The organism is Mesorhizobium sp. WSM4310 (assembly GCF_007003935.1).
GTDB lineage: Bacteria > Pseudomonadota > Alphaproteobacteria > Rhizobiales > Rhizobiaceae > Mesorhizobium.
In genome coordinates this window covers 26,789-52,394 of record NZ_VFTA01000020.1, presented here as the reverse complement: position 1 = coordinate 52,394, position 25,606 = coordinate 26,789, and the positions used below count along the sequence as shown (strand labels likewise).

General features: G+C 64.4%; 21 protein-coding genes. 9 read left to right on the top strand and 12 right to left on the bottom strand.

Annotated features, from left to right (window positions below; all coding sequences use genetic code 11):
* Positions 1–47: 47 nt before the first annotated feature.
* Both FJV80_RS21050 and FJV80_RS21045 read left to right on the top strand, forming a co-directional pair.
* The gene (locus FJV80_RS21050; RefSeq protein ID WP_142877318.1) at positions 48–1,334 is read left to right on the top strand and encodes an FAD-binding oxidoreductase; all 1,287 of its coding nucleotides are present in this window, start codon (positions 48–50) and stop codon (positions 1,332–1,334) included.
* A 358-nt stretch (positions 1,335–1,692) separates the two neighbouring features.
* Entirely contained in the window at positions 1,693–2,568 is an 876-nt protein-coding gene (locus tag FJV80_RS21045) for an SH3 domain-containing protein (RefSeq protein ID WP_185975244.1), read from the top strand.
* A 102-nt stretch (positions 2,569–2,670) separates the two neighbouring features.
* Here the strand turns inward: FJV80_RS21045 and FJV80_RS21040 are convergent, their stop codons facing one another.
* The gene (locus FJV80_RS21040) at positions 2,671–3,417 is read right to left on the bottom strand and encodes an SDR family oxidoreductase (RefSeq protein ID WP_095775486.1); all 747 of its coding nucleotides are present in this window, start codon (positions 3,415–3,417) and stop codon (positions 2,671–2,673) included.
* Positions 3,418–3,725: 308 nt separating this feature from the next.
* On the opposite strand from FJV80_RS21040, the gene zwf reads away from it, so the two are divergent.
* From zwf to edd, 3 genes are all read left to right on the top strand, one after another.
* A complete protein-coding gene (gene zwf / locus FJV80_RS21035) occupies positions 3,726–5,198 on the top strand; it encodes a glucose-6-phosphate dehydrogenase (RefSeq protein WP_095790171.1) in 1,473 nt (490 codons plus the stop codon).
* Positions 5,180–5,836, top strand: coding sequence for a 6-phosphogluconolactonase (gene pgl, locus FJV80_RS21030; RefSeq protein ID WP_142877316.1), 657 nt, complete (start codon positions 5,180–5,182; stop codon positions 5,834–5,836). Before zwf ends, pgl begins: the two co-directional genes overlap by 19 nt.
* Before the next feature lie 70 nt (positions 5,837–5,906).
* Complete coding sequence (gene edd, locus FJV80_RS21025) at positions 5,907–7,730, top strand: phosphogluconate dehydratase (protein WP_142877315.1); 1,824 nt, start codon at positions 5,907–5,909, stop codon at positions 7,728–7,730.
* 65 nt (positions 7,731–7,795) lie between these two features.
* On the opposite strand, the gene FJV80_RS21020 is transcribed toward edd, so the two are convergent.
* The 4 genes from FJV80_RS21020 to FJV80_RS21005 form a co-directional block, all read right to left on the bottom strand.
* On the bottom strand, positions 7,796–9,460 hold the full coding sequence (locus FJV80_RS21020) for a VWA domain-containing protein (protein WP_142877314.1): 1,665 nt from the start codon (positions 9,458–9,460) through the stop codon (positions 7,796–7,798).
* A 170-nt stretch (positions 9,461–9,630) separates the two neighbouring features.
* A complete protein-coding gene (locus FJV80_RS21015; RefSeq protein WP_095775481.1) occupies positions 9,631–10,593 on the bottom strand; it encodes a GlxA family transcriptional regulator in 963 nt (320 codons plus the stop codon).
* A 64-nt stretch (positions 10,594–10,657) separates the two neighbouring features.
* On the bottom strand, positions 10,658–11,557 hold the full coding sequence (folD, locus tag FJV80_RS21010; RefSeq protein WP_095775553.1) for a bifunctional methylenetetrahydrofolate dehydrogenase/methenyltetrahydrofolate cyclohydrolase FolD: 900 nt from the start codon (positions 11,555–11,557) through the stop codon (positions 10,658–10,660).
* A gap of 181 nt (positions 11,558–11,738) precedes the next feature.
* A complete protein-coding gene (locus FJV80_RS21005; protein WP_142877313.1) occupies positions 11,739–14,198 on the bottom strand; it encodes a GumC family protein in 2,460 nt (819 codons plus the stop codon).
* Positions 14,199–14,398: 200 nt separating this feature from the next.
* Between FJV80_RS21005 and FJV80_RS21000 the strand changes: the two genes are divergently transcribed.
* Positions 14,399–15,694 carry a lipopolysaccharide biosynthesis protein gene (locus FJV80_RS21000; protein WP_095793650.1) on the top strand — a complete coding sequence of 432 codons (1,296 nt, stop codon included), beginning with the start codon at positions 14,399–14,401 and terminating at the stop codon, positions 15,692–15,694.
* A gap of 128 nt (positions 15,695–15,822) precedes the next feature.
* Here the strand turns inward: FJV80_RS21000 and FJV80_RS20995 are convergent, their stop codons facing one another.
* The 3 genes from FJV80_RS20995 to FJV80_RS20985 are packed head-to-tail and all read right to left on the bottom strand — an operon-like array spanning position 15,823 to position 18,706.
* Positions 15,823–16,746 (bottom strand): DUF6492 family protein, encoded by a 924-nt coding sequence (locus FJV80_RS20995; protein ID WP_095790176.1) that lies wholly within the window; start codon positions 16,744–16,746, stop codon positions 15,823–15,825.
* The gene (locus FJV80_RS20990; RefSeq protein ID WP_095775477.1) at positions 16,743–17,537 is read right to left on the bottom strand and encodes a WecB/TagA/CpsF family glycosyltransferase; all 795 of its coding nucleotides are present in this window, start codon (positions 17,535–17,537) and stop codon (positions 16,743–16,745) included. Before FJV80_RS20990 ends, FJV80_RS20995 begins: the two co-directional genes overlap by 4 nt.
* Positions 17,534–18,706, bottom strand: a complete 1,173-nt coding sequence (locus FJV80_RS20985) for a glycosyltransferase family 4 protein (RefSeq protein ID WP_142877312.1) — start codon at positions 18,704–18,706, stop codon at positions 17,534–17,536. The genes FJV80_RS20990 and FJV80_RS20985 overlap by 4 nt, the downstream gene beginning before the upstream one ends.
* Positions 18,707–18,877: 171 nt before the next feature.
* Between FJV80_RS20985 and FJV80_RS20980 the strand changes: the two genes are divergently transcribed.
* The 3 genes from FJV80_RS20980 (at position 18,878) to proC (ending at position 22,047) form a co-directional block, all read left to right on the top strand.
* Positions 18,878–19,876, top strand: a complete 999-nt coding sequence (locus FJV80_RS20980) for a glycosyltransferase (protein WP_142877311.1) — start codon at positions 18,878–18,880, stop codon at positions 19,874–19,876.
* A complete protein-coding gene (locus FJV80_RS20975) occupies positions 19,845–21,170 on the top strand; it encodes an O-antigen ligase (RefSeq protein ID WP_142877310.1) in 1,326 nt (441 codons plus the stop codon). The genes FJV80_RS20980 and FJV80_RS20975 overlap by 32 nt, the downstream gene beginning before the upstream one ends.
* Before the next feature lie 61 nt (positions 21,171–21,231).
* Entirely contained in the window at positions 21,232–22,047 is an 816-nt protein-coding gene (gene proC / locus FJV80_RS20970) for a pyrroline-5-carboxylate reductase (protein WP_095775473.1), read from the top strand.
* Between the two features lie 13 nt (positions 22,048–22,060).
* Here proC and FJV80_RS20965 read toward each other — a convergent pair whose 3' ends face one another.
* The 4 genes from FJV80_RS20965 to FJV80_RS20950 form a co-directional block, all read right to left on the bottom strand.
* Positions 22,061–22,453 carry a type II toxin-antitoxin system VapC family toxin gene (locus FJV80_RS20965; protein WP_095775472.1) on the bottom strand — a complete coding sequence of 131 codons (393 nt, stop codon included), beginning with the start codon at positions 22,451–22,453 and terminating at the stop codon, positions 22,061–22,063.
* On the bottom strand, positions 22,453–22,695 hold the full coding sequence (locus tag FJV80_RS20960) for a type II toxin-antitoxin system VapB family antitoxin (RefSeq protein ID WP_142877309.1): 243 nt from the start codon (positions 22,693–22,695) through the stop codon (positions 22,453–22,455). Before FJV80_RS20960 ends, FJV80_RS20965 begins: the two co-directional genes overlap by 1 nt.
* Positions 22,696–22,760: 65 nt before the next feature.
* A complete protein-coding gene (locus tag FJV80_RS20955) occupies positions 22,761–24,074 on the bottom strand; it encodes an NAD(P)H-dependent oxidoreductase (RefSeq protein ID WP_095790209.1) in 1,314 nt (437 codons plus the stop codon).
* 87 nt (positions 24,075–24,161) lie between these two features.
* The gene (locus FJV80_RS20950) at positions 24,162–25,556 is read right to left on the bottom strand and encodes a multicopper oxidase family protein (protein ID WP_142877308.1); all 1,395 of its coding nucleotides are present in this window, start codon (positions 25,554–25,556) and stop codon (positions 24,162–24,164) included.
* Positions 25,557–25,606: the final 50 nt, after the last annotated feature.

Here is a 25,606-nt window from a genome sequence, read left to right as displayed (position 1 = left end):
TGCGGTCTCTCACAGCCATTCGCTATTCACCATTCTTTGGCGTTCCCATGTCTTACCAATCCCCCATTTCTCCCGGCCGCTCCTGGTATGAGGACACGGCCGGGCCTCGGCCTGAGTATCCAGCGCTCGACGGCGACCGAAAATGCGATGTCGTCGTTGTCGGTGGCGGGTTCACAGGCCTGTCAGCGGCGGTTCACCTGGCGAAGGCCGGAGCAGATGTGGTGCTCATCGAATCGTATCGCTTCGGTGACGGCGCATCGGGCCGCAACGGCGGCCAGCTCGGCACCGGCCAGCGCGCCTGGGCAGAAGATCTGGAGGCCGAATACGGCCTGTCCCGCGCCAAGGCGCTGTTCGATCTCGCCGAAGAGGCGAAGGCGCATCTCATCGAATTCGCCGCCGCCAACCAGATTGATATCGACTACATGCCGGGCCAGCTCTCGGTGGCGCACAAGCCGCGCCATGTCGACGACTACAAGGCGCATGCCGAGATCATGGCCGGTCGTTTCTCCTATCCGTACATCTCCTTCATGGATGCGAAGGAGACGGCGGAGCGGCTCGGCTCGACCGCCTATTTCGGCGGCACGCGCGACACCGGCACCGGCCATATCCATCCGATGAAGCTGGTGATCGGCACGGCGCGGGTGGCTGCGCAGGCCGGCGCGCGGCTGTTCGAAGGGACGCCGTCGACCAGCATCGTTTCCGCTGGCGGCAAGGTCAGGGTTTCCACGCCAAGAGGTACCGTGACGGCGCAGAAATGCCTGATCGCGGTCAACGCCTATGGCGGCACGCTCGAACCGGTGAGTGCCGCGCACATCATGCCGATCGGCTCCTTCATCGGTGCGACCGTGCCTTTGGGGGCGGATTCGAAAGTGCTGCCCGGCGGTGAGTCCGTCGATGATTCGCGCTTCGTGGTGCGCTATTTCCGCAAATCCAGGGACGGCCGGTTGCTGTTCGGCGGACGCGAGGTCTATGGCGTCAACGACCCGAAGGATATCCACATCCACATTCGCCGCCAGATCGTAGAGCTCTATCCGGCGCTGAAAGATATCGAGATCACCCATGGCTGGGGCGGCTATGTCGGCATCACCGTGTCGAGGAAACCATTCGTGCGCGAAGTGATGCCCAATGTGATCTCGGCCGGCGGCTATTCCGGCCACGGTGTCATGCTGTCGAACTTCTTCGGCAAGCTCTATGCCGAGACCGTCGCCGGCAATCTCGACCGGCTGAAACTGATCGAGGATCTGAAAATTCCGCCATTTCCCGGCGGCCGCCGTTTCCGCACCCCGCTGCTTTTCCTGGCGCTCAACTGGTTCGCGCTGCGCGACCGGATCTAGGGGAATATTGGCCAAAAGCGCCCCCCGGTTAGGGAAACCATACAGGCCTGAAGTGAGTCGCATGGACCCGGTTCGACGCGACGCGCCTCGTGCTCGGTCCAATCGCCATCACGATCTGATGTAATATTGTAATATTCATTGCCCTTGCGACACATTGCGGAAATGGCGGCAAAGGCGCAGAATCCTTTATAATGGCGTACTGATGCCACAATCGGGGGCGAAAGGTTCGCGCTTCTGGGCGACTATTCGGGGATTGCTGCGGGCTTGCCCGTGTTGATTTTTGGGACCGATGCCGATCAGACGCCGGACTTGCGGCAATGATCGAAAGAACATCGGCCCGCTTATGGAGGTGGCGAGAGTGAGAGAGCCCTTCAGTTTCGGTGCTCCGGAACGTCGGCGCTTTGCCATGCAGTTTGGATACGACATGCGGCCGTCCTTCTGGCAGGGAGTCCGTTCGAACTCGCATCTGGTGATTGCCGCGGTGGGCACCGCCGCGCTGCTCGGCGTGGCCGCGGTGGCGCTCTGGCTGGCATTGCCGACGAGCGAGCGGCAGGCAGCCGCCAGCCAGGAACAGAGTATTCCGGCCATTCCGGTGAAAACGACGAAGATCGTCCCCGCCGGAACCACGGTGGCCGCGGCGACCGTGCCGCAGCCCGCCCGCAAGTCCGATCAGGTCTCGCCGACGATGGCGGCGGCGAAAGCAAACATACAAGCACTGGCGGCCAATGATCCCCGCTGGACGGGAGCGCAGCCGAAGGCCGCTTCGGCGGCACCCGATCAGGCGGCCGCCCCCAGACAGGGGGCCAATCAGGCTAAGCCGACGCCAGTCAAGCCGGCTGTCGCGGCGGCATTCGCGCCACCGGCGACCGATACCGATGCCGCCAGCGAACTTGCCAAGGTTGCCGCGCCCGCACCAGCGGCAAGCAGCAATCCGGATGGAGCCAAGACCGCCGCGATCCCTGAAGTGCAGCCACAGGCGCCCGAACAGCAGCCGACGGCGAGTGATGATGGCAGCAAGGCCAAGGCCAAGCCACAAAAGGTGGCGGCGGCCGGCAACGGGCGAATCCTGAGACCGGTGACCATGCGCAGCGGCCCGAAGAAGAACGCAGCCGCCATCGTCACCGTGCCGGCAAGAACCTCGGTGCAGGTGATGAACTGCAAGCAATGGTGTCAGATCGTCTACAACGGCAAGACAGGCTGGGTCTACAAGAGCTACATCAAGACCGGCGGCTGATGTACCGGCGCATTTGCGGCTGAGGCCGTACGTTGCCGGTACAAGTCAAACTCGAAGTCGCGGGCACTGTCGAACCGACCGGCGCCACGATGACGATGCGCTTCAGATGCAACGGCCGCCATCGACCTCCAGCGCCACGCCGGTGATGAAGGCGGCTTCGTCCGATGCCAGCCAGAGTGCGGCATTGGCGATATCGAGTGGGGTCGAAAGCCGGCCGAGCGGGATCGAGGCGCGGAAAGTCTGGCGAATCTCGGGCGTGTCGGCGCCCATGAATTTCTCCAGCATGCCAGTTTCGCCGGCGACCGGGCAGAGGCAATTGACGCGAATGTTCTTCGGCGCGAGTTCCACCGCCATCGATTTGGTGGCGGTGATCGCCCAACCTTTCGAGGCATTGTACCAGGTGAGGCCGGGCCGTGGCCTGAGGCCAGCGGTGGAGGCCGTGGTCAGGATGACGCCGCCACCTTGCCGCTCCATGATCGGCACCACGGCAAGAGCCGCGTGATAGATCGCCTTCATGTTGACAGCGGTGATCAGGTCGAAGGTTTCCTCGTCGATCTTCAGCATGTCGCCGTTGCGGTGGGTGTAACCGGCATTGTTGACCATGATGTCGATGCGGCCGAAGGCGCTCTTGGCGGCATAGACCATCTCGTCGAATTCGGAGCGCAGCGAGACATCGGTCTGCGTCCAGATCGCCGCCTCGCCTATCTCGCCGGCGACGCGCTCCGCCCCCTTGGCGTTGAGGTCGGCGACAACGACCCTGGCGCCTTCCTGCGCGAAGCGCTTGGCCATGCCTTCGCCGAAGCCGGATGCCGCGCCGGTAATGATGGCGACCTTGTTTTCCAGACGCATGCTTTTCCCGCTCATCGATGTCTTCCTGGAACCATAAGGCGGCTGACCGGCGCGGCCCATGCCGCGACAGACAAGGCGCCATTTCTCCCTTAGCTTTCGTCACATTCACGTTCTATGCTGCAACTGCGAAAGCTTCCGGAGTCTTCGTTCACCGACAAGCCTCCGGCAAGCGCCAGTGTCAAGCGCACATGTGGACCCAATCAATATCCAGCGATTGGTCCTCGATGTGACACCATGGCACTGGAAAATTTAAATCGATTAGAATATATCAGCCGCGTACTCGCGACCGGCGTCAAAGCGGACAGACCATGACCAGCCAGATCATTCCCGTCGACCCTTTCGACTTCATCATTTTCGGCGGCACCGGCGACCTGTCGGAACGCAAGCTTCTGCCGTCGCTCTATTATCGCCAGCGCGACCATCAATTCTCCGAGCCGACACGCATCATCGGCACATCGCGCTCGAAAATGAGCGACGATGAATTCCGCGCCTTCGCCAGCCAGGCGATCTCCGACCACGTCAAGCCGGCCGATATCGACGCCAAGGAGCTGAAGACCTTCCTGGCGCGGCTTTCCTATGTCTCCGCCGATGCCACAAATGGCGCCGGCTTTGACAAGCTCAAGAAGGCGATCGGCGAGAGCGAGAGCATCCGCGCCTTCTATCTGGCCGTCGCACCGGCGCTGTTCGGCGATATCTCGCACAAGCTCAAAGAACACAAACTGATCACGCCGAATTCGCGCATCGTGCTGGAGAAGCCGATCGGCCGCGACCTTGCCTCGGCGCAGGCGCTCAACGATCTGGTCGGCGACGACTTCCACGAAAGCCAGATCTTCCGCATCGACCATTACCTCGGCAAGGAGACGGTGCAGAACCTGATGGCGCTGCGCTTTGCCAACGCGCTCTACGAGCCGCTGTGGAACTCCGCCCATATCGACCACGTGCAGATCACCGTGGCCGAGACCGTCGGCCTGGAAGACCGCGTCACCTATTACGACAAGGCCGGCGCGCTGCGCGACATGGTGCAGAACCACATGCTGCAGCTGCTCTGCCTCGTCGCCATGGAGGCGCCGTCATCGATGGACGCCGACGCCGTGCGCGACGAGAAGCTCAAGGTGCTGCGGGCGCTGAAGCGCATCAACGGCAACGAGGCGCCGAAGCACACGGTGCGCGGCCAGTACCGCGCCGGTGCATCGGCCGGCGGGCCGGTGAAAGGCTATGTCGAGGAGCTCGGCAAGGACAGCAACACCGAAACCTTCGTCGCCATCAAGGCCGAGATCGGCACCTGGCGCTGGGCTGGCGTTCCGTTCTACCTCAGGACCGGCAAGCGGCTGGCGACCCGGGTTTCGGAAATCGTCATCGAATTCAAACCGATCCCGCATTCGATCTTCGGTGACAGCGGTGCCGGACCGATCTTCGCCAACCAGCTGGTCATCCGCCTGCAGCCGGACGAAGGCGTCAAGCAGTTCATCATGATCAAGGATCCAGGCCCGGGCGGCATGCGGCTGCGCCAAATCTCGCTCGACATGAGCTTCGCGCAGTCCTTCGACGGCCGCGCGCCCGATGCCTATGAAAGGCTGATCATGGACGTCATCCGCGGCAACCAGACGCTGTTCATGCGCCGCGACGAGGTCGAGGCGGCGTGGAAATGGATCGACCCGATCCAGAATGCCTGGGAAGGCGCCAAGCAGGAAGCACAGGGCTATACGGCAGGCACATGGGGGCCGTCGGCCTCGATAGCGCTGATCGAACGTGACGGGCGGACATGGCACGAGAGCAATTGAACGGCGCCAGCTACAACTGGAACGCTTTCCCCGACCGGCCGCACCTGGCCGCGGCGCTGGCCGTCTCCGGCGGCACGACGCCGGCAAAATTCTTTGCCGCCCTTTCGGCGATGCCGATCGCCTGGGACAAGGTGATCGTGACGCTGGTCGACGAGCGTTTCGTGCCGGCCTCCTCGCCGCGCTCCAATGCCGGGCTGGTGGCCGCCAATCTCTTGCAGAACGCCGCCAAGGCGGCGCGCTTCGTGCCGCTCTACCATGAGGCATCGGGCATCGAGGATGCAGCGGCATCCGACGATGCCGCACTGCGCTCCCTGCCGTGGCCGCTCGATGTCGTGGTGCTCGGCATGGGGCCGGACGGCCACACCGCCTCGTTCTTTCCCGATGCCGACGATCTGGCCAAGCTGCTCGACCCAGCCTCGGACAGGATCATCCTGCCGGTCCACGCGGCCAGTGCGGGCGAGCCGCGGCTGACCCTGACGCTGGCGCGCATCATCGATGCCGGCTTCATCGCGCTGCACATAGAGGGCGAGGACAAGCGCACCGCCTTCGACGGCGCGGTCGCGCCCGGGCCGCGAAAGCCGATCCGCGCCGTGCTCGACGCCTCTCCCAGGCCCGTAGAGGTTTTCTGGGCGCCCTGATTTTAGATTTAGTGGTCCCGGCAACGGCGGGAGGATGTTTCCGGGACCTCGCCTGAAAGGACCGACCGCCATGACCGCAAGAAGCGACATCGAAGCCATCACGGAGCGCATCCGCCAACGTTCGAAGGCGGGCCGCGAACGTTATCTCGGCCGTATCGCCGAAGCGTCGAACCAGACCGCCAACCGGTCGGTGCTGTCCTGCGGCAACCTCGCCCACGGCTTTGCGGTGTGCAGCCCCTCGGAAAAGCTGGCGCTCGGCGCCGACAAGGTGCCCAATCTCGGCATCATCACCTCCTACAACGACATGCTGTCGGCGCATCAGCCCTTCGAGACCTTCCCTGCCCTGATCAAGGAGGCCGCGCGCGAAGCCGGCGGCATCGCCCAGGTGGCCGGCGGCGTGCCGGCGATGTGCGATGGCGTCACGCAGGGCCAGCCCGGCATGGAATTGTCGCTGTTTTCGCGCGACGTGATCGCCATGTCGGCGGCGGTCGGCCTGTCGCACAACATGTTCGACGCCGCTGTCTTTCTCGGCGTCTGCGACAAGATCGTACCGGGACTGGTGATCGCGGCGCTGACCTTCGGCCATCTGCCGGCGGTGTTCATCCCGGCCGGACCGATGACGACCGGGCTGCCCAACGACGAGAAGGCCAAGGTCCGCCAGCTCTATGCCGAGGGCAAGGCAGGACGCGCCGAACTGCTGGAAGCCGAGTCCAAGTCCTACCATGGGCCGGGCACCTGCACTTTCTACGGCACGGCGAATTCCAACCAGATGCTGATGGAGATCATGGGCCTGCACACGCCCGGCGCCTCCTTCGTCAATCCCGGCACGCCGTTGCGTGATGCGCTGACCCGCGAGGCGACGAAGCGGGCACTGGCCATCACCGCGCTCGGCAATGCCTATACGCCGGTCGGGCGGATGATCGACGAGCGGTCGATCGTCAACGGCGTCGTCGGCCTGCATGCCACCGGCGGCTCGACCAACCACACCATCCACCTGATTGCCATGGCAGCCGCGGCCGGCATCGCGCTGACCTGGCAGGATATTTCCGACCTGTCGGAAGCCGTGCCGCTTCTGGCCCGCGTCTATCCGAACGGGCTTGCCGACGTGAACCATTTCCATGCCGCCGGCGGGCTCGGCTTCCTGATCCGCGAACTGCTCGACGAGGGCGTCATGCACGAGGATGTGCAGACGGTGTGGGGCGAAGGCCTGCGACCCTACGCGGTCGAGGCCAAGCTCGGCGCCGATGGCTCGGTGGTGCGCGAGGCCTCGCCGCAGGCCAGCGGCGACGAAAAGGTGCTGGCGCCGTTCCACAAGGCGTTCCAGCCGACCGGCGGCCTGAAGGTGCTGGCGGGCAATCTCGGCCACGCCGTCATCAAGACCTCCGCCGTAAAGCCGGAACGGCGCATCATCGAGGCGCCGGCCAAGGTGTTCGACAGCCAGCAGGGCCTGAACGACGCGTTCAAGGCCGGCACGCTCACCGGCGATTTCATCGCCGTCATCCGCTTCCAGGGCCCGAAGGCCAACGGCATGCCGGAACTGCACAAACTGACCACAGTGCTCGGCATCCTGCAGGATCGCGGCCAGCGCGTGGCGCTGGTCACCGACGGGCGCATGTCGGGCGCTTCCGGCAAGGTGCCGGCGGCGATCCATGTGACGCCGGAAGCCGTCGAGGACGGGCCGATCGCCCGGATCCATGAAGGCGACATCATCCGTCTCGACGCCGATGCCGGCACGCTGGAAGTGCTGGTGCCGGGGACCGAGTTCGCGTTGCGCCGCACCGCTGAAGCCGATCTCATCGGCAACGAGTTCGGCTTCGGCCGCGAGCTGTTCGCCGGCTTCCGGCAGCTGGTGGGCCGCGCCGACCATGGCGCCAGCGCTTTCGGAACGGCCTGACGTGATCCGCTCATCCATGAAAAAGGGCGGCTCGTGGCCGCCCTTTTTACATTATCCATGCGATCCTATTGCACCGTCAACTCAGCCCGCTCGCCGGCCTTGACCGTCACAGTGCCTTCCTTCGAGCTGTTGTCCGATTTCTCCGAGACGACGGCGTAGTCACCCACCGGTATCGCCGCCTGATACTTCTGGTCGTATGCGTAGCCAAGCGACTTGCGGTTGCCGTTGATGTCCTTCTTGGTTTCGAAAATCTCAATCTTCGAGGCTCCGGGCGCGGTGATCGCCAGCACGCCGGCATTCATGGCGACCTTCACATCCTGAAATTCGCCGACCTTGACGTTGAACGGCTGCTCGACGACGGCAAGATCGACCGTCGCAATCAACACATAGTCATCAGGCGGCAGATCGAACTTGCTGTCGGGACCATAGGCATAGGTCACCTCGTCCCGGGTTCCGTCGATCTTCTTTTTCGCCTTCACGACCTTGAAGCCGATGCCCGAACCGTCGGCCTTGTCGCCGCCGGCTGTATAATAGGCGTTGGCAACGACATGTCCGACGCCGGCGATGATGTCCTTTTCGACTGTCTTGCCGGCAGCGAGCGGTATCGTCTCGGAAGCCACGCCCTGGCCGATCGTGACCGTCACTTTCTCCTCGCCGGCCGGCAACACGGTCTTGGTGGTCCCATAGTAGGTCGCGGGATTATCGGCACCTGGGTAGTCGATCACGACGGCCGCGCCATCGACAACATCCGCCCCCGCGCTTGGTCGCGGATGAATGATGAGCGTGCCGGCATTCAAGGTGAAGAGCGGCTTGGCGACCTGGCCTGCCTCGATCTTGACCTTCTGCTCCACCTTGGCCTCGCCGTCGCGCGCGACGATGACGTAATCGCCCGGTTCCAGATTGGCTTTGTAGGCGCCATATTCGGTGGTGACGTTGTCGCCACGCGTGCCGTCGGACTTTGCCTTGTAGACTTCCCAGGCATTACCGTCGGTGACCGGATCACCGCCCTCGGCAAGCACCGCCGTCGGCATGAAATTGAATTCCGGCTTGGCAGGCTCGGGGGCAGGCGCCGGTGCGGGAGCCGGTTCAGGCGCGGGTGCCGGCGCCGGGGCAGCGACGGTTTCGACCAGGGCTTCCTGCAGCGCCTTCTCATCGGAGGCCTGGATGTACTTGCCGCCGGTGTTTTCGGCCAGGCAAGCGATCTGCTTGCCCTCGTCGGCTGTCAATCCGAAGCCGACGACATCGGCGGTGAAATCGACGCCGGATGCCTTGAGTTCCTTGCCCAGTGCACAGGGGTCACCGCCGCAGGTTTCCAACCCATCGGTGATCAGGACGACGGTTGCCTTGTCCTCGGTGTATTTCAGCGCTTCCGCCGCCTGCTTGACGGCCGCCGTCAACGGCGTCTTGCCAAGGAATTTCAAACTGTCGGCGGCATCCGTGATGGCGCTTGCCGAGCCTGCCTGAGGCGGCACGATCAGCTGGATGTCGTCGCAGCTGCCTTTTTCGCGATGGCCATAGGCCATGAAGCCGATCTCATCGTCGGCGGGAACGGATTGAAGCACGGTCCTCAGCGATTCCCTGGCGATTTCGAGCTTGGGCTTGCCGTCGATCTGTGCCCACATCGAGCCGGAAGCGTCGAGAATGATGATGACCTTGTTGGCGGCGAAGCCTACCGTCGTCATGAAAAACAGGAGGATCGCCGCAGCGATGCTCCGCGCAAATACTGCCATCGAAATCTCCTGAGTTAGCCCCCTAATCCGCACAGGGAAGCTATTTGAGGCTGCTTCAGGACACAAGCCCGGCGCGGCCGTCTCACTCAGGCCCCCGGAGCGGAGACAAAGCGTTCGTGCGGCAGGATCGCCCCGGCAGCAGGCGTCTTGAAGCCAGATCGAAGCCCGGCTCAGTAGGTGGTGCGGCGCTCTTCGGAGGGCGGCCGGCCGAACTGCAGCCGGTAGCTCTGGGCGAAATAGGAATGCGAGGTGAAGCCGGTCGCGATCGCCACGTCGAGGATCGGCATGTTGGTCTGGCGCAGCAATTCGCGCGCCCGCTCCAGCCGCAGCCGCATGTAGTAGCGGCCGGGCGTCACGTTGAGGTGGCGCAGGAACAGACGCTCGACCTGGCGCACCGAAAGGCCAGCCGATTTGGCGAGTTGCACCGCCGAAAGCGGCTCATCGAGGTGGTCGGCCATCAGCTCGACGATGCGCCTCAGCTTCTCCGACTTGCCGGTCAGATCGCGCTCCGGCCCGACACGCTGGCGGTCGCCGGCCGAGCGGATGCGCTCGTGCTGGAACTGGTTGGCGACGCCATTGGCGAGGTTCGAGCCGAAATCGCCGCGCACGATCTCCAGCATCAGGTCGATCGAGGTGGTGCCGCCGGCGCAGGTGTAGCGCTTGCGATCGATCTCGAAGACATTGCCGGTGCAGTTGATGTCGGGGAAGCGCTCCATGAAGCCGGCGCGGTTTTCCCAATGGATGGTGCAGCGGTAACCGTCGAGCTGGCCGGCCTCGGCCAGCAGGTAGGACCCGACCGACAGCGCGCCGAGCGCGTTGCCGCGCCGGCCCCAGCTGCGCAACGCCGCCAGAACCTTGCTCTTGCCGGGAAATTCCGTCGTCAGGCCGACCGAAACGAAAAGGATGTCGACCGGCGGCAGGTCGGCGACGGCATAGTCGATCTTGAGCGGCAGGCCGTTGGACGCCATCACCGGATCGCCATCGGCGGACACCGTGGTCCAGCCATAGAAATCGCGGCCGAGCAGACGGTTCGCCGACCGGAAGGTGTCGATCGCCGCGGCCAGCGAGAACATGGAAAACTTGTCGACCAGCAGGAAGGCGAACTGCCGGCCACCTTGAACGGGATCAGTCATGACCGGCCGTTCCGGGGAAATGGTGGGGTTCGGCAAAACTGGCGCTTTCAGGGTCAACCCGGGCTCAGAAGGAGGGCCGCTTCAATCCGGCCGCAAGGTAGGCAGAAGCTAACGTATTGGCCATCAGCATGGCAATGGTCATCGGCCCGACACCGCCGGGCACCGGCGTGATGGCGCCGGCTTGCCCGGCCGCCTCGGCATAGGCGACATCGCCGACGAGGCGCGACTTGCCCTCGCCCTTCTCGGGCGCGGGAATGCGGTTGATGCCGACATCGATGACGGTGGCGCCCGGCTTCACCCAATCCCCCTTGATCATTTCCGGCCGGCCGACGGCGGCGACCAGGATGTCCGCGGTGCGGGCAAGCGCCGGCAGATCCTTGGTGCGGCTGTGGGCGATGGTGACGGTGCAGTTGGCGGCAAGCAGCAGATTGGCCATCGGCTTGCCGACGATATTGGAGCGGCCGACAACGACGGCGTTGAGGCCGGACAGGTCCTTGCCGCGCACGCGCTCGATCAGAAGCATGGAGCCGGCCGGCGTGCAGGGAACGAAGGCCGTGTCGAGTTCGCCCGTGCCGAGCTTGCCGACATTGATGAAATGGAAACCGTCGACATCCTTCTGAGGCGCAATCGCCTGGATGATCTTGCCGGCGTCGATATGGGCGGGCAGCGGCAGCTGCACCAGGATGCCGTTGATGGCCGGATCGGCGTTGAGGTCGGCGATGATCTTGAGCAGCGCCTCTTGGGAAGTCTCCGCCGGCAGCGTGTGCTGGAGCGAATGAAAGCCGCATTCCTTGGCGGTGCGCGATTTGGAAGCGACATAGACCTGGCTCGCCGGATCCTCGCCGACGATGACCACGGCCAGACCAGGCTTGGCGTTGCCTTTGGCGACCAGCTCGGCGGTCAACGCCTTGACCGTCCGCACCACATCCTCGGCAACGCTCTTTCCGTCAATCACTTCGGCCATGAACATCCTCAACCCTGTTTCGCGCGACGCCGCTTTCGAGACGCAATGTCCCGGCGACGGCAACATGCAGCGCGGCATTGTCACGAAAATTTCGGCACGCAATCCCGTCAAAGCGCCGTCCCATGCCGTTTACGCGAAAACCGGGATGGTTTTGTTCGGCCTCGGCAACGTATCTTGTGGCTCAGAAGTAGCGGCGGCGGGCGCGGCTCTCGGTGAGTTCGCGGACCGCCTCGCGGAATTCGCGCAGGCTGGCACGAATTTCCTCGATCGGCGCCTGTTCGGCGCCTTCCTCAACCGGCGAAGGCTCCACCGATGGCCGGGGTTGATACGCCGGCGGCGCGGCCTGCGGCGGATACGGCATGTGCCCGGCATTGGGCGCCATGGCCTGGGTATAGGGGTAACCTGCAGGGGGATAGGGCGGCGGAGCCGGATAGATCGGCAATGGCGGCATCAGGGGCGACCGCGACGGCGGCCCCATCGGCTGGGAATAGGAGGCATCGAAGCCTGGCGGGAAAGGCGGCCGCGAATAGACCGACGACCGCGGCATGAAGGCGGAATCCGGGTTCGGGAAGCCTGAGGGCATGGCAGCATCCGCCGGCTGCGCATTGTCGCCAAAGGGGGCGAATTCGCTGTCATCGTCCAGTTCGGCGGATGGCTTGCGGGAGAGAACATTGCGCAATTTCGCCATGATCGCGGCGACACGCCCGGGGCGTCCGGCGGGAGCGGCTTCGGCCTGTGCCAAGGGCGGTGGCGGTGCTGGCGGCGGGGGTGGCACCGGCGGCACGGGCGCTGCCGGCATTGGCGGCGCGGGCGGCGGCGCCGCCCGGAATGCCTGATCTTCGACAGGCGCCTTGCGGTCGCGGCGCGAGCGCGATGCGGCGGTCTCGCGCAGGCTTTCATAGGCGCCGCGCATGGCACCGAGGCCAATTCCAGAGGCAAGCCCCAGAAGCAGACCGGCAAGGGCCATCACGGCCCGCGACGGACCTTTGGCCTCGAGCGGTGCGAAGGCCTTGGAGATCACATTCATGTTGGCGGTGTTGATATCCTTCTGCTCGCCGGTCTCCTTGGCGCGCAGCAGATATTGTTCGTAGACGGAGCGCTTGGCGGCGGCCTCGCGCTCCAGTTCGCGCATCGACACCAAATCGCTGTTGACGCCGCCGCTGCGCACCTTGAGCTGGGCAAGGCGGGAGGAGAGATCCTGTTCCAACTGGACGGCGCGTTTCAGATCGACCTGCAGCGAGGAAGCGATGCGGCGCAACTCGCCGGCGATGCGGTCGCGCGCCCCGGCAATCTGTGCGTTCAGCGCCTGGAGTTCAGGATGACGCGGGCCCAGCCGGATGGCGGCACGGTCCGCCTCCTGCTTGAGCGTTGCATATTGCGAACGCAGATCGCTCATCGTGTTGGAATTGATCTCTTCCGGTAAGGTGCCGGCGAGAACCGAATTCACGTCGATCGAGCGCGCCGAAGCCGCCCTAGCATTGAGCTCCAGCGTGCGGGCGCGGGCGACCGAGAGCTGCTCGTTGAGCTTCAGCATCTCATCGTCGCTGATCAGATGACCCTGTGCGTCGACGAGGTCATGGGACGCTCTGAACTCCTCGACCTTGCGTTCCGCTGCCTCGACGCCCTTGCGCAGTTCATCGAGCCTTGCCGTCAGTTCGTCGGTCGCACGGCCGGCCGTAGCGGACTGGATCTGACCGAAGGTCTGCAGGAACACATCCGTCATCGTGTTGGCGATGAGCGCCGACTTCTCGCCGTTCTGCGTGATCGCGCTGACGGTGATGACGAAAGTCTTGCCGCCACGCTCGACAGACAGGCTTTCGGCCAGATTGCCAACGGCGAGCGCACGCCGGCGGACCTCGTCGGCGCCGCTCGGGCCGTCCTGGTGCGGAAGAATCGAGCGAATGAGAGACCTGATGCCGAGGCCGCCGGCACCCTGGCCATTGAACTCCGGATCGTTGGCCAGGTTGAGCTTATCGACGACCTTGTTCAAGACCGTGCCCGAGGTCAGCACCCGGACCTGGTTTTCAACGATGGCGAGCGTGGCGTCGGAAGCGACCACATTCTGGGTAAGGTCCCGGTCGGTGAGCTTGAGGTCGCGCGGGTCAACGATCAGTTCAGCGGTGGCTTCATATTTCTTCGGTGTCGACAGCGCGATCGCGATGCCGAGCCCGGCACCGATCAGGGTGGTGGTGATGATCAGCAGTTTCGACCTGGCAATGCCACGCACGACCTGCATCGGATCGATCAGCGGCTTCCACTGTTGATCGTCCTGGCGGGATCCGGACGTGTCATGCGAGCGAGTGCTGCCGGAAGGTTCTTCAGCGGATTGCCTTGAATACGGCATGGCCGGCGGAAGATCGCCGGCGTCCTCTTGTGCGCGCCAGACGTCGTCCCCTGCAGCCGCTTCCGGCTCTGTCCGGAAGCGCTCTGTTCCGGCGGCGGCAGACGGCGCTGGGTTCGCCCGCACCTCACGCCGTGAACGGGCAAGGCGATGGCGCGTGGCGGCATCCTCGCGCCAAGCAGAATCTGCGCGATCGCCTATCGAGACCAGGGATGCGTCATCCTCACCGCGCATGGCCTGGCCGAGCGCCAGCAATGAACGCTCGCGCCTCCAGTCTTCACGGTTTTCCCTGTCGACCATTATCTTGGAGCTTCACTCTTTGGCCGCTGGGGCAGCGGCGGTCGGCTACTCGTTAAGCCACGCTAAACAAGCATAGGAAACAAAAAGTTAATTTCGGCATGCCGGCATGTAAGCTTTTCATAACCTCAAGTGTCGGAATTTCAGTGCTTTCGGGCCTCAGAACGGCACGTTAAGCTTTCCCGCCTATGGCTTTCCGGCGCATGACCGAAGCTCGCGGCATACCGCAAAGGCGTAGTTTCACCCGGATCGGCACTTTCGTGGCCGAGCGACGGGGGCTGGTGCGCGATTATTTTTCGGCGATCAGCGGCGCCGGCGGGCGGCTGGTGTTTTCGCTGGCCTATTTCATCGCCCTCGCCAACACTTTGTCGATCTCCGAATTCGGCATGTTCGCCACCGCCTCGGCGGCCGGCGTGATGCTGTCGCGGATCCTGGCCTTCGGTTTCATCTCGGCGCTCTACCGCACCGCCACCATCCGCCCCAATCTGATCGGCACCTTCACAGCCGGCTTCCTGCTGCTCGGCGTCATTTCGCTGCCGTTCCTGGCGTTGGCCTCGTTCGGGGTCTACCTGATGTTCTTTGCCGGCACCGTGCCGCTGTCGGTGTTTTCGGCGATCGTGTTTGCCGAAGCGCTGTTGTGGCGGCCGGTCGAGGTGGCGCTGATCGTCAACAACGGGCTGGGCAAATTCGGGCGCGCCGCGATCCTGGCGATCCTGGCAACGGCACTGCGGGCGCTTGGCGCGGTGCTGTTCATGGTCTCGGCGCAGCACAGCATCTGGGCGTGGTCGTGGTTCTATATCGGCGCCAACGCCGCCTCGCTGCTTCTGGCTTTCGGCTGGTTCTATCCACGCCAAAGACTGCGGCTGCGCATCGAGCTTTATCTCAGGCGGCTTGCCGATTCCATTTACGTCGCCGGCGCGGAAGTGCTGTTCTACCTGCAGTCGGAATTCGACAAGCTGCTGGTGCTGGCGATCGGCGGCCCGCATCTGGCCGGCATCTATGCCATCATCATGCGGCTGGTCGACCTGACCGCGATCCCGATCCGCACCTTCTCGATGATGCTGGTGCAACGCATGATGCGCGCGCCGGACCTGTTGTCGCGGCTGGCGGTCAAGAGCGGCATCGAGGGCGGCGTGTTCGTCGTTTCGACGCTGGCGCTGCTGGCGCTCGGCATCGTGCTGCACTTCTTCCCCAACGCCCTCGGCAGGAACGTCTCCGAGGCCGCGCCGCTGGTGGCGCTGGCAATCTGCGTTCCGGGATTGCGCAATCTGGTCGAATACCAGGCGGAGCTGTTGTTCGCGCGCGGCCAGACGGCGGTGCGGGCGCTCAATCTCGGTTTGCTCGCCGCCCTGAAGGCACTGCTTTTGACCTATGTGCTGACCACCATCGCCGACACGTCGAAGCTGGTACTGTCGCTCAACATGGTCTTCCTGATGCTCTATCTCGCTTCGATGCTGCTGACTTATTCGGCGCTGCGCAGGCCGGCGAAGGCGATCTGAATTCAGGTGAGGCCGGCCTGCAAACAGCGGCTCCCTGCGCTTCCGGTGCTTACGTACTGTAGTACGCTCCGCTCCGGTTCTCGGAAGCCACTGTTTTCGGCTCGTCCTAACCTGAATTCCTGCTCAGGCTAACCCAATCCGATCAAGCGGCGGATGCGGCCGATATCGGTGCCGATGAAGGATTGCATGCCGATCGCCACCTGCTCCGGCGCCATGCCGGCAACGAAGCGGCGAAACTCGTCGTCCGATAACGCCTCTCCCGTCCAGTGGACGCGGCAGAATTCCTCCGAACCGTGGAAGTGGCCGGCGCCGTCCAGCAGATCGTCGACATAGCGGCCATAGATCATGCATTCGGAGAATCTGCGCGCCGAGCCGACCACCTCGACCCAGGCGCGACCATGGACCTTCTCGATCTGGCCGCACATGGCAAGCACGGTGTCGCGGCGCCAGGCGATCAGCGTCGAGATATAATCGTGGGTCGACGTCCGCGACGGGTCGATGCCGAGCGCGGAACCCGCATTGCGCGACCAGACGCGATGCTCGTCGTGACCGTCATCGGCAAGCACGCCGTCGCGGCGGAACAGCCGCGCCTTGCCGTCGCGCCAGAAGGCGGTGCAGTCGAAGGCGTTCAGGAAGGCGACGTCGGAATCGCAGAAGACCAGAACGTCCTCCCTGGCATGCGCCGCAATGGCGATGCGGCGCAGCTGCTGCACGTGCCAGCCGCGCAGCGGTTGCGTTTTCAGGCTGAACCAGACACGTCGGCGGAACAGGCTGAGCGGATCGTCGAAGGCGCGCAGCCAGCGCGGCAGCACGTCGCGCTCGTCGACAACAGTGCGCCGGCCAGTCTCCAACTGCCGGAAAAGCGCGACGTCGCGGTGTTCGACCAGGATGTAATGGTGCGCGGCGCCGGAGACATGCCGGTCAAGTGTCTCGCACAACAGGCGGCAGCGCTCGAAATCCGGCGCGTAGCTTGCCGTCACCACCGCCGCCGTCGGCGTCTTCGGCAACAGGCCAGGGTCGACGAGAGCGTCTGGAACGAACCTTTTGTTCAACGGAGCTCTCCGGCCGTTTCGGCGCCATGCGACCATCTCTGCTTGACGACCCGCCACAGGAACACCGGATTGCCGACGACGTAGCGGCGCCAGAGCCGGCCCGGCTCGACCGCCAGCCGGAACAGCCATTCCAGGCGCAGGCGGCGCATCCAGAGCGGCGCGCGCGGCACCGAGCCACTCAGGAAATCCAGCAGAGCGCCGACCGCGACCGGCATCGTGCAGTGGCGTTCGTCGATGTGGCGGGCGATCCACAGTTCCTGGCGGGGCACGCCCATGGCGACCAGCAGCATATCGGGCCGCAGCGTCGCGATCCGGCCGATGATCTCCGGCTCCTGCGCGGCGGAGAAATAGCCGTCATGAATGACCACGAAATTGTGCTGCACGGCAAGGGCCGCCAGCTTGACCGACGCCGCCTCGGCGTTGACACGCGTCGCGCCGAGCAGCCCGACGGTCAGCGGCCGCGTCGAGGCCTGCAAGAAGGCCGGCACGAAGTCGGTGCCGTTGAGATTGTCCGGAAAGGGCGCGCCATAGAGGAGCCGTGCGGCGAGATCGACGCCGATGCCGTCCGGCAGGATGAGGAAATCGTCGAGCGCCTCGGCGAAGGCCGGGTCTGAATGGGCGATGTTGGCATTGTGGGCGTTGAGGAAACTGACCTTGGTGAAGCGCCGCTCGGCGATCAGGCGGGTGAGCAGGGCGATGGCATCGTCCCAACGGATGGCGAGCACGGAGATGCCAAGGATCGTCTTCAAGCTGTCGAGCCCGAATGCGGCGCGGGCGGTGTGCATATTCATGCGAACACCTCCTGCCTGACGGCCCCGAGTTTTTCCAAGCCGAGCCGGATGGCGACGTCCAGCGCGTTGGCCTGCTGGTGATGGAACGTGCCGCCATCGACGTCCCGGAAGCCGGCGGCCGCAGCCTCCAGGGCCCTGGCGAAGCCGGCTGGATCGTCGGTGACGATGCAATTGTCGGGGCGATGGTCGATGCCGCGCAATGAGCGGCTGGTGGCGACCGAGGGCAGGCCGAGTTCGAAGGTCTCGATGGTCTTCAGCTGCACGCCGGTGCCCGCGGTGCTGATCAGCGGGATGACAGCCGCGCCGCACACGAACGCCCTGGCATCCGGGACACGGCCGACAAACTCGACGCCCGGATGCGTCGAGGTGACGCCTGAAGGCATGTGGCCGGCGATGCGGATGCGAAAACCGGGCCGCAGATGCGGCACCACCTTGCCCAGGAACCAGTCCAGGCCGATGCGGTTCGGCTGCCAGGTCCAGGTGCCGATCAACGCAGCGTCGCAGTCGATCCGGCGCGGGCCGTTGCGGGTTGGCGCCTTGGCGCCGGTCACCAGCGGCAGCACCGCCGATCGGTCAGCGGCAGCGACGCCGAGTGCCGCCCGGTCTTCCTCGGCCAGCGTGAAGACAAAGCGCGCGCGGCGGCAGAGACGCTCTTCCACGACCTTGAGCAGCCTTGCCTCGCGGCGGAACAGCAGGCGCTGGAAGGGGCCGCCGGCAGCAGCCGCGTTCTCCCGCGCCGAGAGATGCTCGACATTGTGGGCGACGAAGATCGAAGGCTTGTCTTCGAAGAGCTTTTCGAAGGCGCCGGCGAACTGGACGGAATTCAGCACATAGCCATCGAACGGCCCGGCCCGCTCGAGAGCGGCCTGCACTTCGCGCTCGGACACCGCACGCAGCTTGACCGAGGCGAAGGTGAGGCCCGCCAGCATGGCCTTGCCGACCCAGGCGAGCTTTTGCAGCGCTGAGGCGCTTTCCGTGCGCACGTCGATCGCACCCAGCACCACGGTGTTTTCCGGATCGGCCGCGGCCTTCCCGGGCCAGGTGAAACCGATGACCGTGACGCGCGCGCCGGCGCGCCGCAACGCAGCGATGATCGCAGCATTGGCGATCTCGTAGCCCGAGGCGAGAGCGCCGTCGGGCACGATCGATGTAACGAACAGCAGATGCATCTCACCTATCCTGTGGTGTAGCCGGTAGCAAAGCGCGGTGAACCCTTGATTAAGCGAGCACAATCAACGGCCGAAAGCCCCTGCCCGACGGGCCTCTCCGTGCAAGGTGATTAACGTAACCTTATCACCGTGGTGCTACCAGAACGCGACTTACCATGTGGCTGGACACGGATGATCCCTTTGCCATCGGATGGTTCGGTATCGATCGCTGGACGGTCTCCCCGGCTTAACGTGGAGGCTGTCGAAGCGGTCGTCACCTTGCCGACCTTCAAGCGGCCCGAACAGGTGCTGGAAACGCTGGCTTCGCTGCGCGCACAGCGGACCGGCAGGCGCTTTGCCGTCATCGTCATGGAGAACGAAGCCGAGGCGCGGGAAGGCGCCAAGGCGGTGCTGCCGCTGGTCGAGCGCGGCGAGATGCCGGGCATGGTCATCATCGCGCATGAGCGCGGCAATTGCAGCGCCTACAATGCCGGCTGGCAGACGGCGATCCTGCACTTTCCGAACTTCAGGCATCTGCTGGTCATCGACGATGACGAGATCGCCGATCCGCACTGGCTGGAACGCATGTGCACGGCTGCCGAGACGCTCGGCGCCGATATTGTCGGCGGCCCGCAAGTGCCTGTCTTCGCAGACGCTGCCCATGCGAGATGGGCCGACCATCCGGTGTTCGCGCCGCCCTACCGCGAGACGGGACGCGTGCCGGCGCTCTATTCGTCCGGCAATCTTCTGGTCGGGCGCAACGTGCTGATCGCCATGGGGCCGCCCTTCCTCGATCTCAGATTCAACTTCATGGGCGGCGGCGATTCCGACTTTCTCAGCCGGGCGGCGCAGAAGGGCTTTGTGCTCGGCTGGTGTGCCGAGGCCAAGGTTCGCGAGACCGTCCCGGCGCGGCGCGTCGAGGCCGACTGGGTCCGGGCCCGCAGCCTACGCAACGGCGTGATCTCGACGCTGGTCGAGAAGAAGAAGCGCGCCGGCACGCCGCTGGCCGGCGCCAAGGTGTTGGCGAAAAGCCTGGCGCTGCTGGCCGCTTCGCCGTTTCGCGGCCTGATCCGGCTGGCGCGCACAGGATCGCCGGCGATCGCGATCTACCCCGTCCATGTGGCGCTCGGCCGAGTTCTGGCCGAATTCGGATATGCCAATGAGCAGTATCGCCAGCCCGAGAAAAACTGAGCGCGCGCCGCTCAGCGACGCGTTCACGCGCGACGGCGTGGCGACGGCCATCGCCGCACTTCTGTTCACCGTCATCATGGTGTCCTTCCGCCCGTTCCAGCCCGCAGGCGCCGAACTCACCGGCGACGGCGGCGACATCGTCAACCAGCTCGGCTTCGGTTCGCTCGGCGCCGTTTCGATCTTCTCGCTGATGGCCTTTGCCGATCCGCGCATCGTGCGCTCGCTGTTCAGCCTGTCCTGGGTGCTGATGCTGGGTTTCTTCTTCCTGTCGGTGGTGCTGGCGACCGACCCGCCCTCGGCGATGCGCGCCGCGTCCTTCACCATGATCGGCATCCTGACCATGGCAACGATCCTGGCGCTGCCGCGTGACGCCGAGTCCTTCTCGAAAGTCATCATCTTCACCGCCGTGGTGGTGATGGGCCTTTCCTACGTCGGCCTGATCGTCTTTCCGCTCGAAGCGCTGCACACGGCCGATTCCCAGGAGCCCGAACATGCGGGCCTGTGGCGCGGCGTGTTCACCCACAAGAACATCGCCGGCCCGATCATGGCCTGCTTCAGTTTCGCCGGCCTCTACCTCTACCGGCGCGGGCAACGCTGGTGGGGCGCGGGAATCTTCTGCGCGGCGATGATCTTCATGCTGCACACCGGCTCCAAGACCACCGCCGGCCTGGTGCCGTTCTCGATCCTGATCGTCGTTCTGCCGAGCCTGATGGGCATGCGGCTCGGCACGCCGATCCTGTTTACACTGGCGATCATCGCCACCGCGGTCGGCACGCTGGGCATCGTCTTCCTGCCGCCGGTGAAGCATCTGGCGGCGATCTATTTTCCCGACATGACCTATACCGGCCGCACGACGCTGTGGGAGTTCGCCGGCTCGATGCTGGCGAAGAAACCCTGGACCGGCTACGGCTATGAGAGTTTCTGGGGCACGCCCCTGCTGCTCAACCAGGACCAACCCTTCGACCGGCCGTGGGACATCCGGACCATCGTGCACGGCCATGACGGCTATCTCGACATCGCCGTGTTGATGGGCATCCCCGCCCTTTGCGTGGCGGCCTACACCTTCCTCATCGCGCCACTGCGCGACTACATGCGCATTCCGCTGCGCAAGGAAAATATCTATCTCGGCGACTTCTTCATGATGGTGGTGCTGTTCACCGCGCTTAACGCTTTCCTCGAAAGCTTCTTCTTCCATCGCGGCGACCCGGTCTGGCTGTTCTTCGTGCTCGGCGTGCTTGGCCTGAGGCAAGTGTCGCTGCGGCCGATCCCGGTGCCTGGCTGCCGCCCGGCCTGACAGGGGCTTCCCCAGGGAACCGTGAGCGTCTATGTCAAAGCCTTCCTTCGGAGGGCTTTCGATGACGATCAGGCTTGTTCTCGCCGGCTGTGGCAATATGGGTTACGCCATGCTTTCGGGCTGGCTGAAATCCGGCAAGCTCGCGCCCTCGGCGGTTTTCGTGGTCGAGCCCAATGCGGAGTTGCGCCAGCGCGCTGCGACGCTCGGCTGCGCCACATCAGCGGATGCCAATGAGATTCCAGCCGATGCGGTGCCCGATCTCGTCGTCATCGCGGTAAAACCCCAGGTGATCCGCGACGTCACCGCCGCCTACAAGCGTTTTGGCGACGGGCGGACCACATTCGTCAGCATCGCCGCCGGCACGCCGGTCGCCACCTTCGAGGACATCCTCGGCGGCCGCGCGCCTGTCGTGCGCTGCATGCCCAATACGCCGGCTTCCATCGGCAAGGGCATGATGGTGGTGTTTTCCAACCCGCTCGTCTCCGATGATACCAAGCGCTTTGTCGCCGACCTGCTGTCGGCCAGCGGCGAAGTGACCACCATCGACGACGAGGGCCTGATGGATGCGGTGACCGCCGTGTCGGGATCGGGGCCGGCCTATATTTTCCACTTCATCGAAGCGCTGACCGTGGCCGCCGAGAAGGCGGGGCTGCCTGGTGCAACCGCCAGGCTGCTCGCCATGCAGACGGTCTATGGGGCCGCCTCGCTTGCCGCCGAAAGCCAGGAGGAACCGGGCGTGCTGCGCCAGCAGGTGACCAGCCCCAATGGCACGACGGCAGCGGCGCTTGGCGTGCTGATGGGCGAGGATCGGCTGACCAAGCTGCTGACACAGGCAGTCGAGGCGGCTCGGCTGCGGTCGATCGAACTGGGGAAATAGAGCGGATGTCCGGCTAAGCGAGATCCGTATGTGAGAAGTCGTTGCCTTTGTAGAGCAAAACTGAGCCGTAGCTCTTCGCGCAAGCATAGGACAAGCAATCGGCAAGGTTGACCTGCGCGGGGTGCCCACGTCCCTTTCCGTAGTCTGAAAACGCTTGGATGGCGAGTTTGGCATCGCCGGCGCCGATCGGCACGATTTCGATTTCGGCTTCGCGCAGAAACGCGTCTATCGCCGTTTCCGCAACCAGCGGCTCGATAGCAAGTATGGTGGAAACCCACATCGCTGCTTCAAGCACGACCAGCGCGGAAGTAACCTTGCGTGGTGCTGCGGCGATCCTGTTACTCCATTCGCTGGCATCCGCTTCTGCCGAAAGAATTGCGACGACCACGGAGGTGTCGACGAACATCAGGGATGTCCCCACATGTCGTCGATCTCATCCTTGCTCACAGGCCGGCCGCCGCGGCCGGCTTTGGTCTTAAGGTCATCGGCGATCGCAGCCAGCCGCTTCGCCAGGGGAATGCGTCCGCTTTCCCGTTCCAGTTCCGACTCAAGCGCTTCGATAACCGCTTCGGTCATTGAAATCTTGCGTTTGGCAGCGAGTCGCTGTGCCAGCTCACGCGCACGCGGGTCTCTGATCTGGAGGTTCATTAGTCGATCCTCGGCGACATTTGCCACTACAAGATAGTGCACTGTCATGACGGCGACACAGCGACCTATTTTCCGTACAGCATCTCGTCCTGCAGCCGGCGCAAGGCGAACAGCTTCGTCATCGGGTCGGGCGCGGCGTTGTCGGCGGTCAGCAGTTCGCCCTTCCTGACCGGTTTCAGCACCTTGCCGCCCTCGAGCAGGCCGACCGGTACGGCGCGTTGGGCTCGGGCTTCGCCGACGGTCATGGTCCAGGAACGGTAGCAGGTCTCGCCGATGGCGTCGAAGGTCTCGCCGGCTGCCAAGTCCCGCTTGGCGACCGCGCAGACCTCGGCGACCGGCCTTGGCAGTGGCACCATATCGGGCTTGCCGAAAAGCACGATGCGGGCGGCAGTCAGCGGCACTTCCAGTGATGTCAGATGATAGGGTCGGAACAGGCTGTAATAGGGACCGTGGCCGATATGCAGATCGTCCATGCGCTCGATGATGCGCGGATGCGTCGCCTCGACGATGACGAAGACACCGGGCGCCACACCCTTGCCGATGGTGTAGTCGACGACGCCTTTTTTCAACAACAACCCGCCATCCTCGCGTGGGATCAGCACCTTGACGAGATCGTCGCGGTCGGCCTTCGGGCCATGCATGCCGGGCACATCGGGCACCAGGCCGGTGGCGTTGGCGATGGCGCACATCTCGACCATGGTTTTCGAGCCGTCGACGAACTCGACCAGCATGCGCGGGTTCATGTTGCGGCGGATCGCTTCCTCGCGATAATCGTCGGGCATGGCGTCGTGGTTGAGCGGGTTGTTCTTGCCCTTGCCGGCCGAGACGATGGTCAGGCCGAGGGCGGACGCGAACTCGATCAGTTCCATGCAGCTCGACGGCTCGTCGCCGGCGCCGACCGAATAGACGACGCCAAGCCGGTCGGCCTGCTGCTTCAGATAGCAGCCGATGGTGACGTCGGCCTCGACATTCATCATCACCAGATGCTTGCCATGCTCCATCGCCATCAGGTCGAAATCGGCGGCGACGCCGGGTTTTCCCGTGGCGTCGATGACGACGTCGATCAGCGGATTGGTGACCAGCATCTCGTTGGAGGTGACGGCGATCTTTCCTGCCTCGATGGCCGCGGTGACTTTCGATGCCGCGTCTGCCTCGACTGCCATCGCCTCGTCGCCATAGGCGATGCGGATGGCGTCACGCGCGGTGTGCGGGCGCCGGGTGGAGACGGCGCAGACCGAAATGCCCGGCATCAGCATGCCTTGCGTGACGAGGTCGGTGCCCATCTCGCCCGAACCGATAACACCGATGCGCACCGGACGACCCTCGGCGGCGCGGCTGGCGAGATCGCGGGCAAGCCCGGTCAAGGCGACATTGGTCATGCGTGAGATGTCCATGGTTCTTGATTTTGGATGCGGCAATAGCAGGGAACCACCCGCTTTTGCCAACGAAACCGTTCTAACCTGGCTTCAGACCACCCTGACGTAGCTCGTCATGCCCGATTTCTGGTGCTCGATGATGTGGCAGTGCAGCAGCCAGTCGCCGGGATTGTCGGCGACGAAGCCGAGCTGAACCTTCTCATTGGGCTGGATGAGATAGGTGTCCGAAATCAGCGGCTGCACCGGCCGCGTCGAGGACGACAGCACCTTGAAGCTCATGCCGTGCAGATGCATCGGATGCGATTGCGGCGTCAGGTTCTCCATGTCGATGACATAGCTCTTGCCGAGCTTCAATTCGGCCAGCGGCGCGGTCGGATCGGATGTATCGCCTGGCCACGGCACCTTGTTGATGGCCCAGAAACTGTAGCCGAGCGAACCGCAGATGCCGTCGCTCGGGACGTTTTCCGCCGTGGCGCTGAGCGCCAGCGAAATATGCTGGGCGGCAGCGAGGTCCACCTCCGCCACCGGATTGACCTCCAGCGGTGCAACATCGCGAACATCCCGCTTGAGCGACCTGCCCGTCGCGCGCACGGTCGCCAGGATTTTGGGCTTGGTGCCCCTGACATCGCGCAGGCTCACCACCGCGCCCTCCTGATCGGGCATGCGGATGGCGAGCTCCATGCGCTGCCCCGGCCCAAGCAGCAAGGCATCGGGCGAAAAACGCTCAGGTACCGGATTGCCGTCCAGCGCCATCACGATCGCCTCGGCGCCGTCGACGCGAAAGGCATAGATGCGCGTGACATCGGTGATGGCGACACGCAGCCGCACCAGGCCTCCGGCCGGCGCGTCATAGTGCGGCTGGTCGAGCCAGTTGGCGGTGCGCACCGTGCCGTAAGTACCGGTTTTCGCGGCATCGCGCGGCCGGAACTGGTCGATGAACTGGCCGTCGTCGCCAAGACGCCAGTCGCGCAGATTGAGGACGAATTCGGCGTCGAATTTCGGATCGTTCGGGTTTTCGACAACGATCACGCCGGTCAGGCCGTGGCCCATCTGCTCCAGCGTATTGCAATGCGGGTGATACCAGAAGGTGCCGGCGTCGGGCGGCGTGAAGGCGTAGTCGAAATGATCGCCGGTGTAGACGTAAGGCTGCACCAGGAAGGGCACGCCATCCATCTTGTTGGGCAGGCGAATGCCGTGCCAGTGGATGGTCGTGGGATCATCGATGGAGTTGACCAGACGCGCCGCGAAGGGTTCGCCCTTCCTCATCCTCAGCACCGGCGGCATTCCGGCATCGCCGTAGGTCAGCACATTGTTGGTCGGGCCGATATCCATCAGCGAGGCCTGGATCTTGGCCGTCTGCAGCACCACCGGTTCCGGGCTGGCGGCAGCGAGGCTGCCAAGCCTGCCGATGGCCGAAAGCCCCACTCCGGTTGCGCCAGCGATGGCGGCCGTTTTCAAGAGCCCGCGGCGTGTCCATCCGGTCATTCAGCGCTCCAACTGCAAAGCCTGGGATTTATCGTCGCCTTGGATCACAG

Coding starts and splice junctions, on each gene's coding strand:
- FJV80_RS20980 (WP_142877311.1), top strand. CDS start 18,878: ATGATCCCTTTGCCATCGGATGGTTCGGTATCGATCGCTGGACGGTCT.
- edd (WP_142877315.1), top strand. CDS start 5,907: ATGACCGCAAGAAGCGACATCGAAGCCATCACGGAGCGCATCCGCCAA.
- zwf (WP_095790171.1), top strand. CDS start 3,726: ATGACCAGCCAGATCATTCCCGTCGACCCTTTCGACTTCATCATTTTC.
- folD (WP_095775553.1), bottom strand. CDS start 11,557: ATGGCCGAAGTGATTGACGGAAAGAGCGTTGCCGAGGATGTGGTGCGG.
- FJV80_RS21000 (WP_095793650.1), top strand. CDS start 14,399: ATGACCGAAGCTCGCGGCATACCGCAAAGGCGTAGTTTCACCCGGATC.
- FJV80_RS20960 (WP_142877309.1), bottom strand. CDS start 22,695: ATGAACCTCCAGATCAGAGACCCGCGTGCGCGTGAGCTGGCACAGCGA.
- FJV80_RS21020 (WP_142877314.1), bottom strand. CDS start 9,460: ATGGCAGTATTTGCGCGGAGCATCGCTGCGGCGATCCTCCTGTTTTTC.
- FJV80_RS20955 (WP_095790209.1), bottom strand. CDS start 24,074: ATGACCAATGTCGCCTTGACCGGGCTTGCCCGCGATCTCGCCAGCCGC.
- FJV80_RS21005 (WP_142877313.1), bottom strand. CDS start 14,198: ATGGTCGACAGGGAAAACCGTGAAGACTGGAGGCGCGAGCGTTCATTG.
- FJV80_RS21015 (WP_095775481.1), bottom strand. CDS start 10,593: ATGACTGATCCCGTTCAAGGTGGCCGGCAGTTCGCCTTCCTGCTGGTC.
- FJV80_RS21050 (WP_142877318.1), top strand. CDS start 48: ATGTCTTACCAATCCCCCATTTCTCCCGGCCGCTCCTGGTATGAGGAC.
- pgl (WP_142877316.1), top strand. CDS start 5,180: ATGGCACGAGAGCAATTGAACGGCGCCAGCTACAACTGGAACGCTTTC.
- FJV80_RS20985 (WP_142877312.1), bottom strand. CDS start 18,706: ATGCATCTGCTGTTCGTTACATCGATCGTGCCCGACGGCGCTCTCGCC.
- FJV80_RS20990 (WP_095775477.1), bottom strand. CDS start 17,537: ATGAATATGCACACCGCCCGCGCCGCATTCGGGCTCGACAGCTTGAAG.
- FJV80_RS21040 (WP_095775486.1), bottom strand. CDS start 3,417: ATGCGTCTGGAAAACAAGGTCGCCATCATTACCGGCGCGGCATCCGGC.
- FJV80_RS20950 (WP_142877308.1), bottom strand. CDS start 25,556: ATGACCGGATGGACACGCCGCGGGCTCTTGAAAACGGCCGCCATCGCT.
- FJV80_RS20975 (WP_142877310.1), top strand. CDS start 19,845: ATGAGCAGTATCGCCAGCCCGAGAAAAACTGAGCGCGCGCCGCTCAGC.
- proC (WP_095775473.1), top strand. CDS start 21,232: ATGACGATCAGGCTTGTTCTCGCCGGCTGTGGCAATATGGGTTACGCC.
- FJV80_RS20965 (WP_095775472.1), bottom strand. CDS start 22,453: ATGTTCGTCGACACCTCCGTGGTCGTCGCAATTCTTTCGGCAGAAGCG.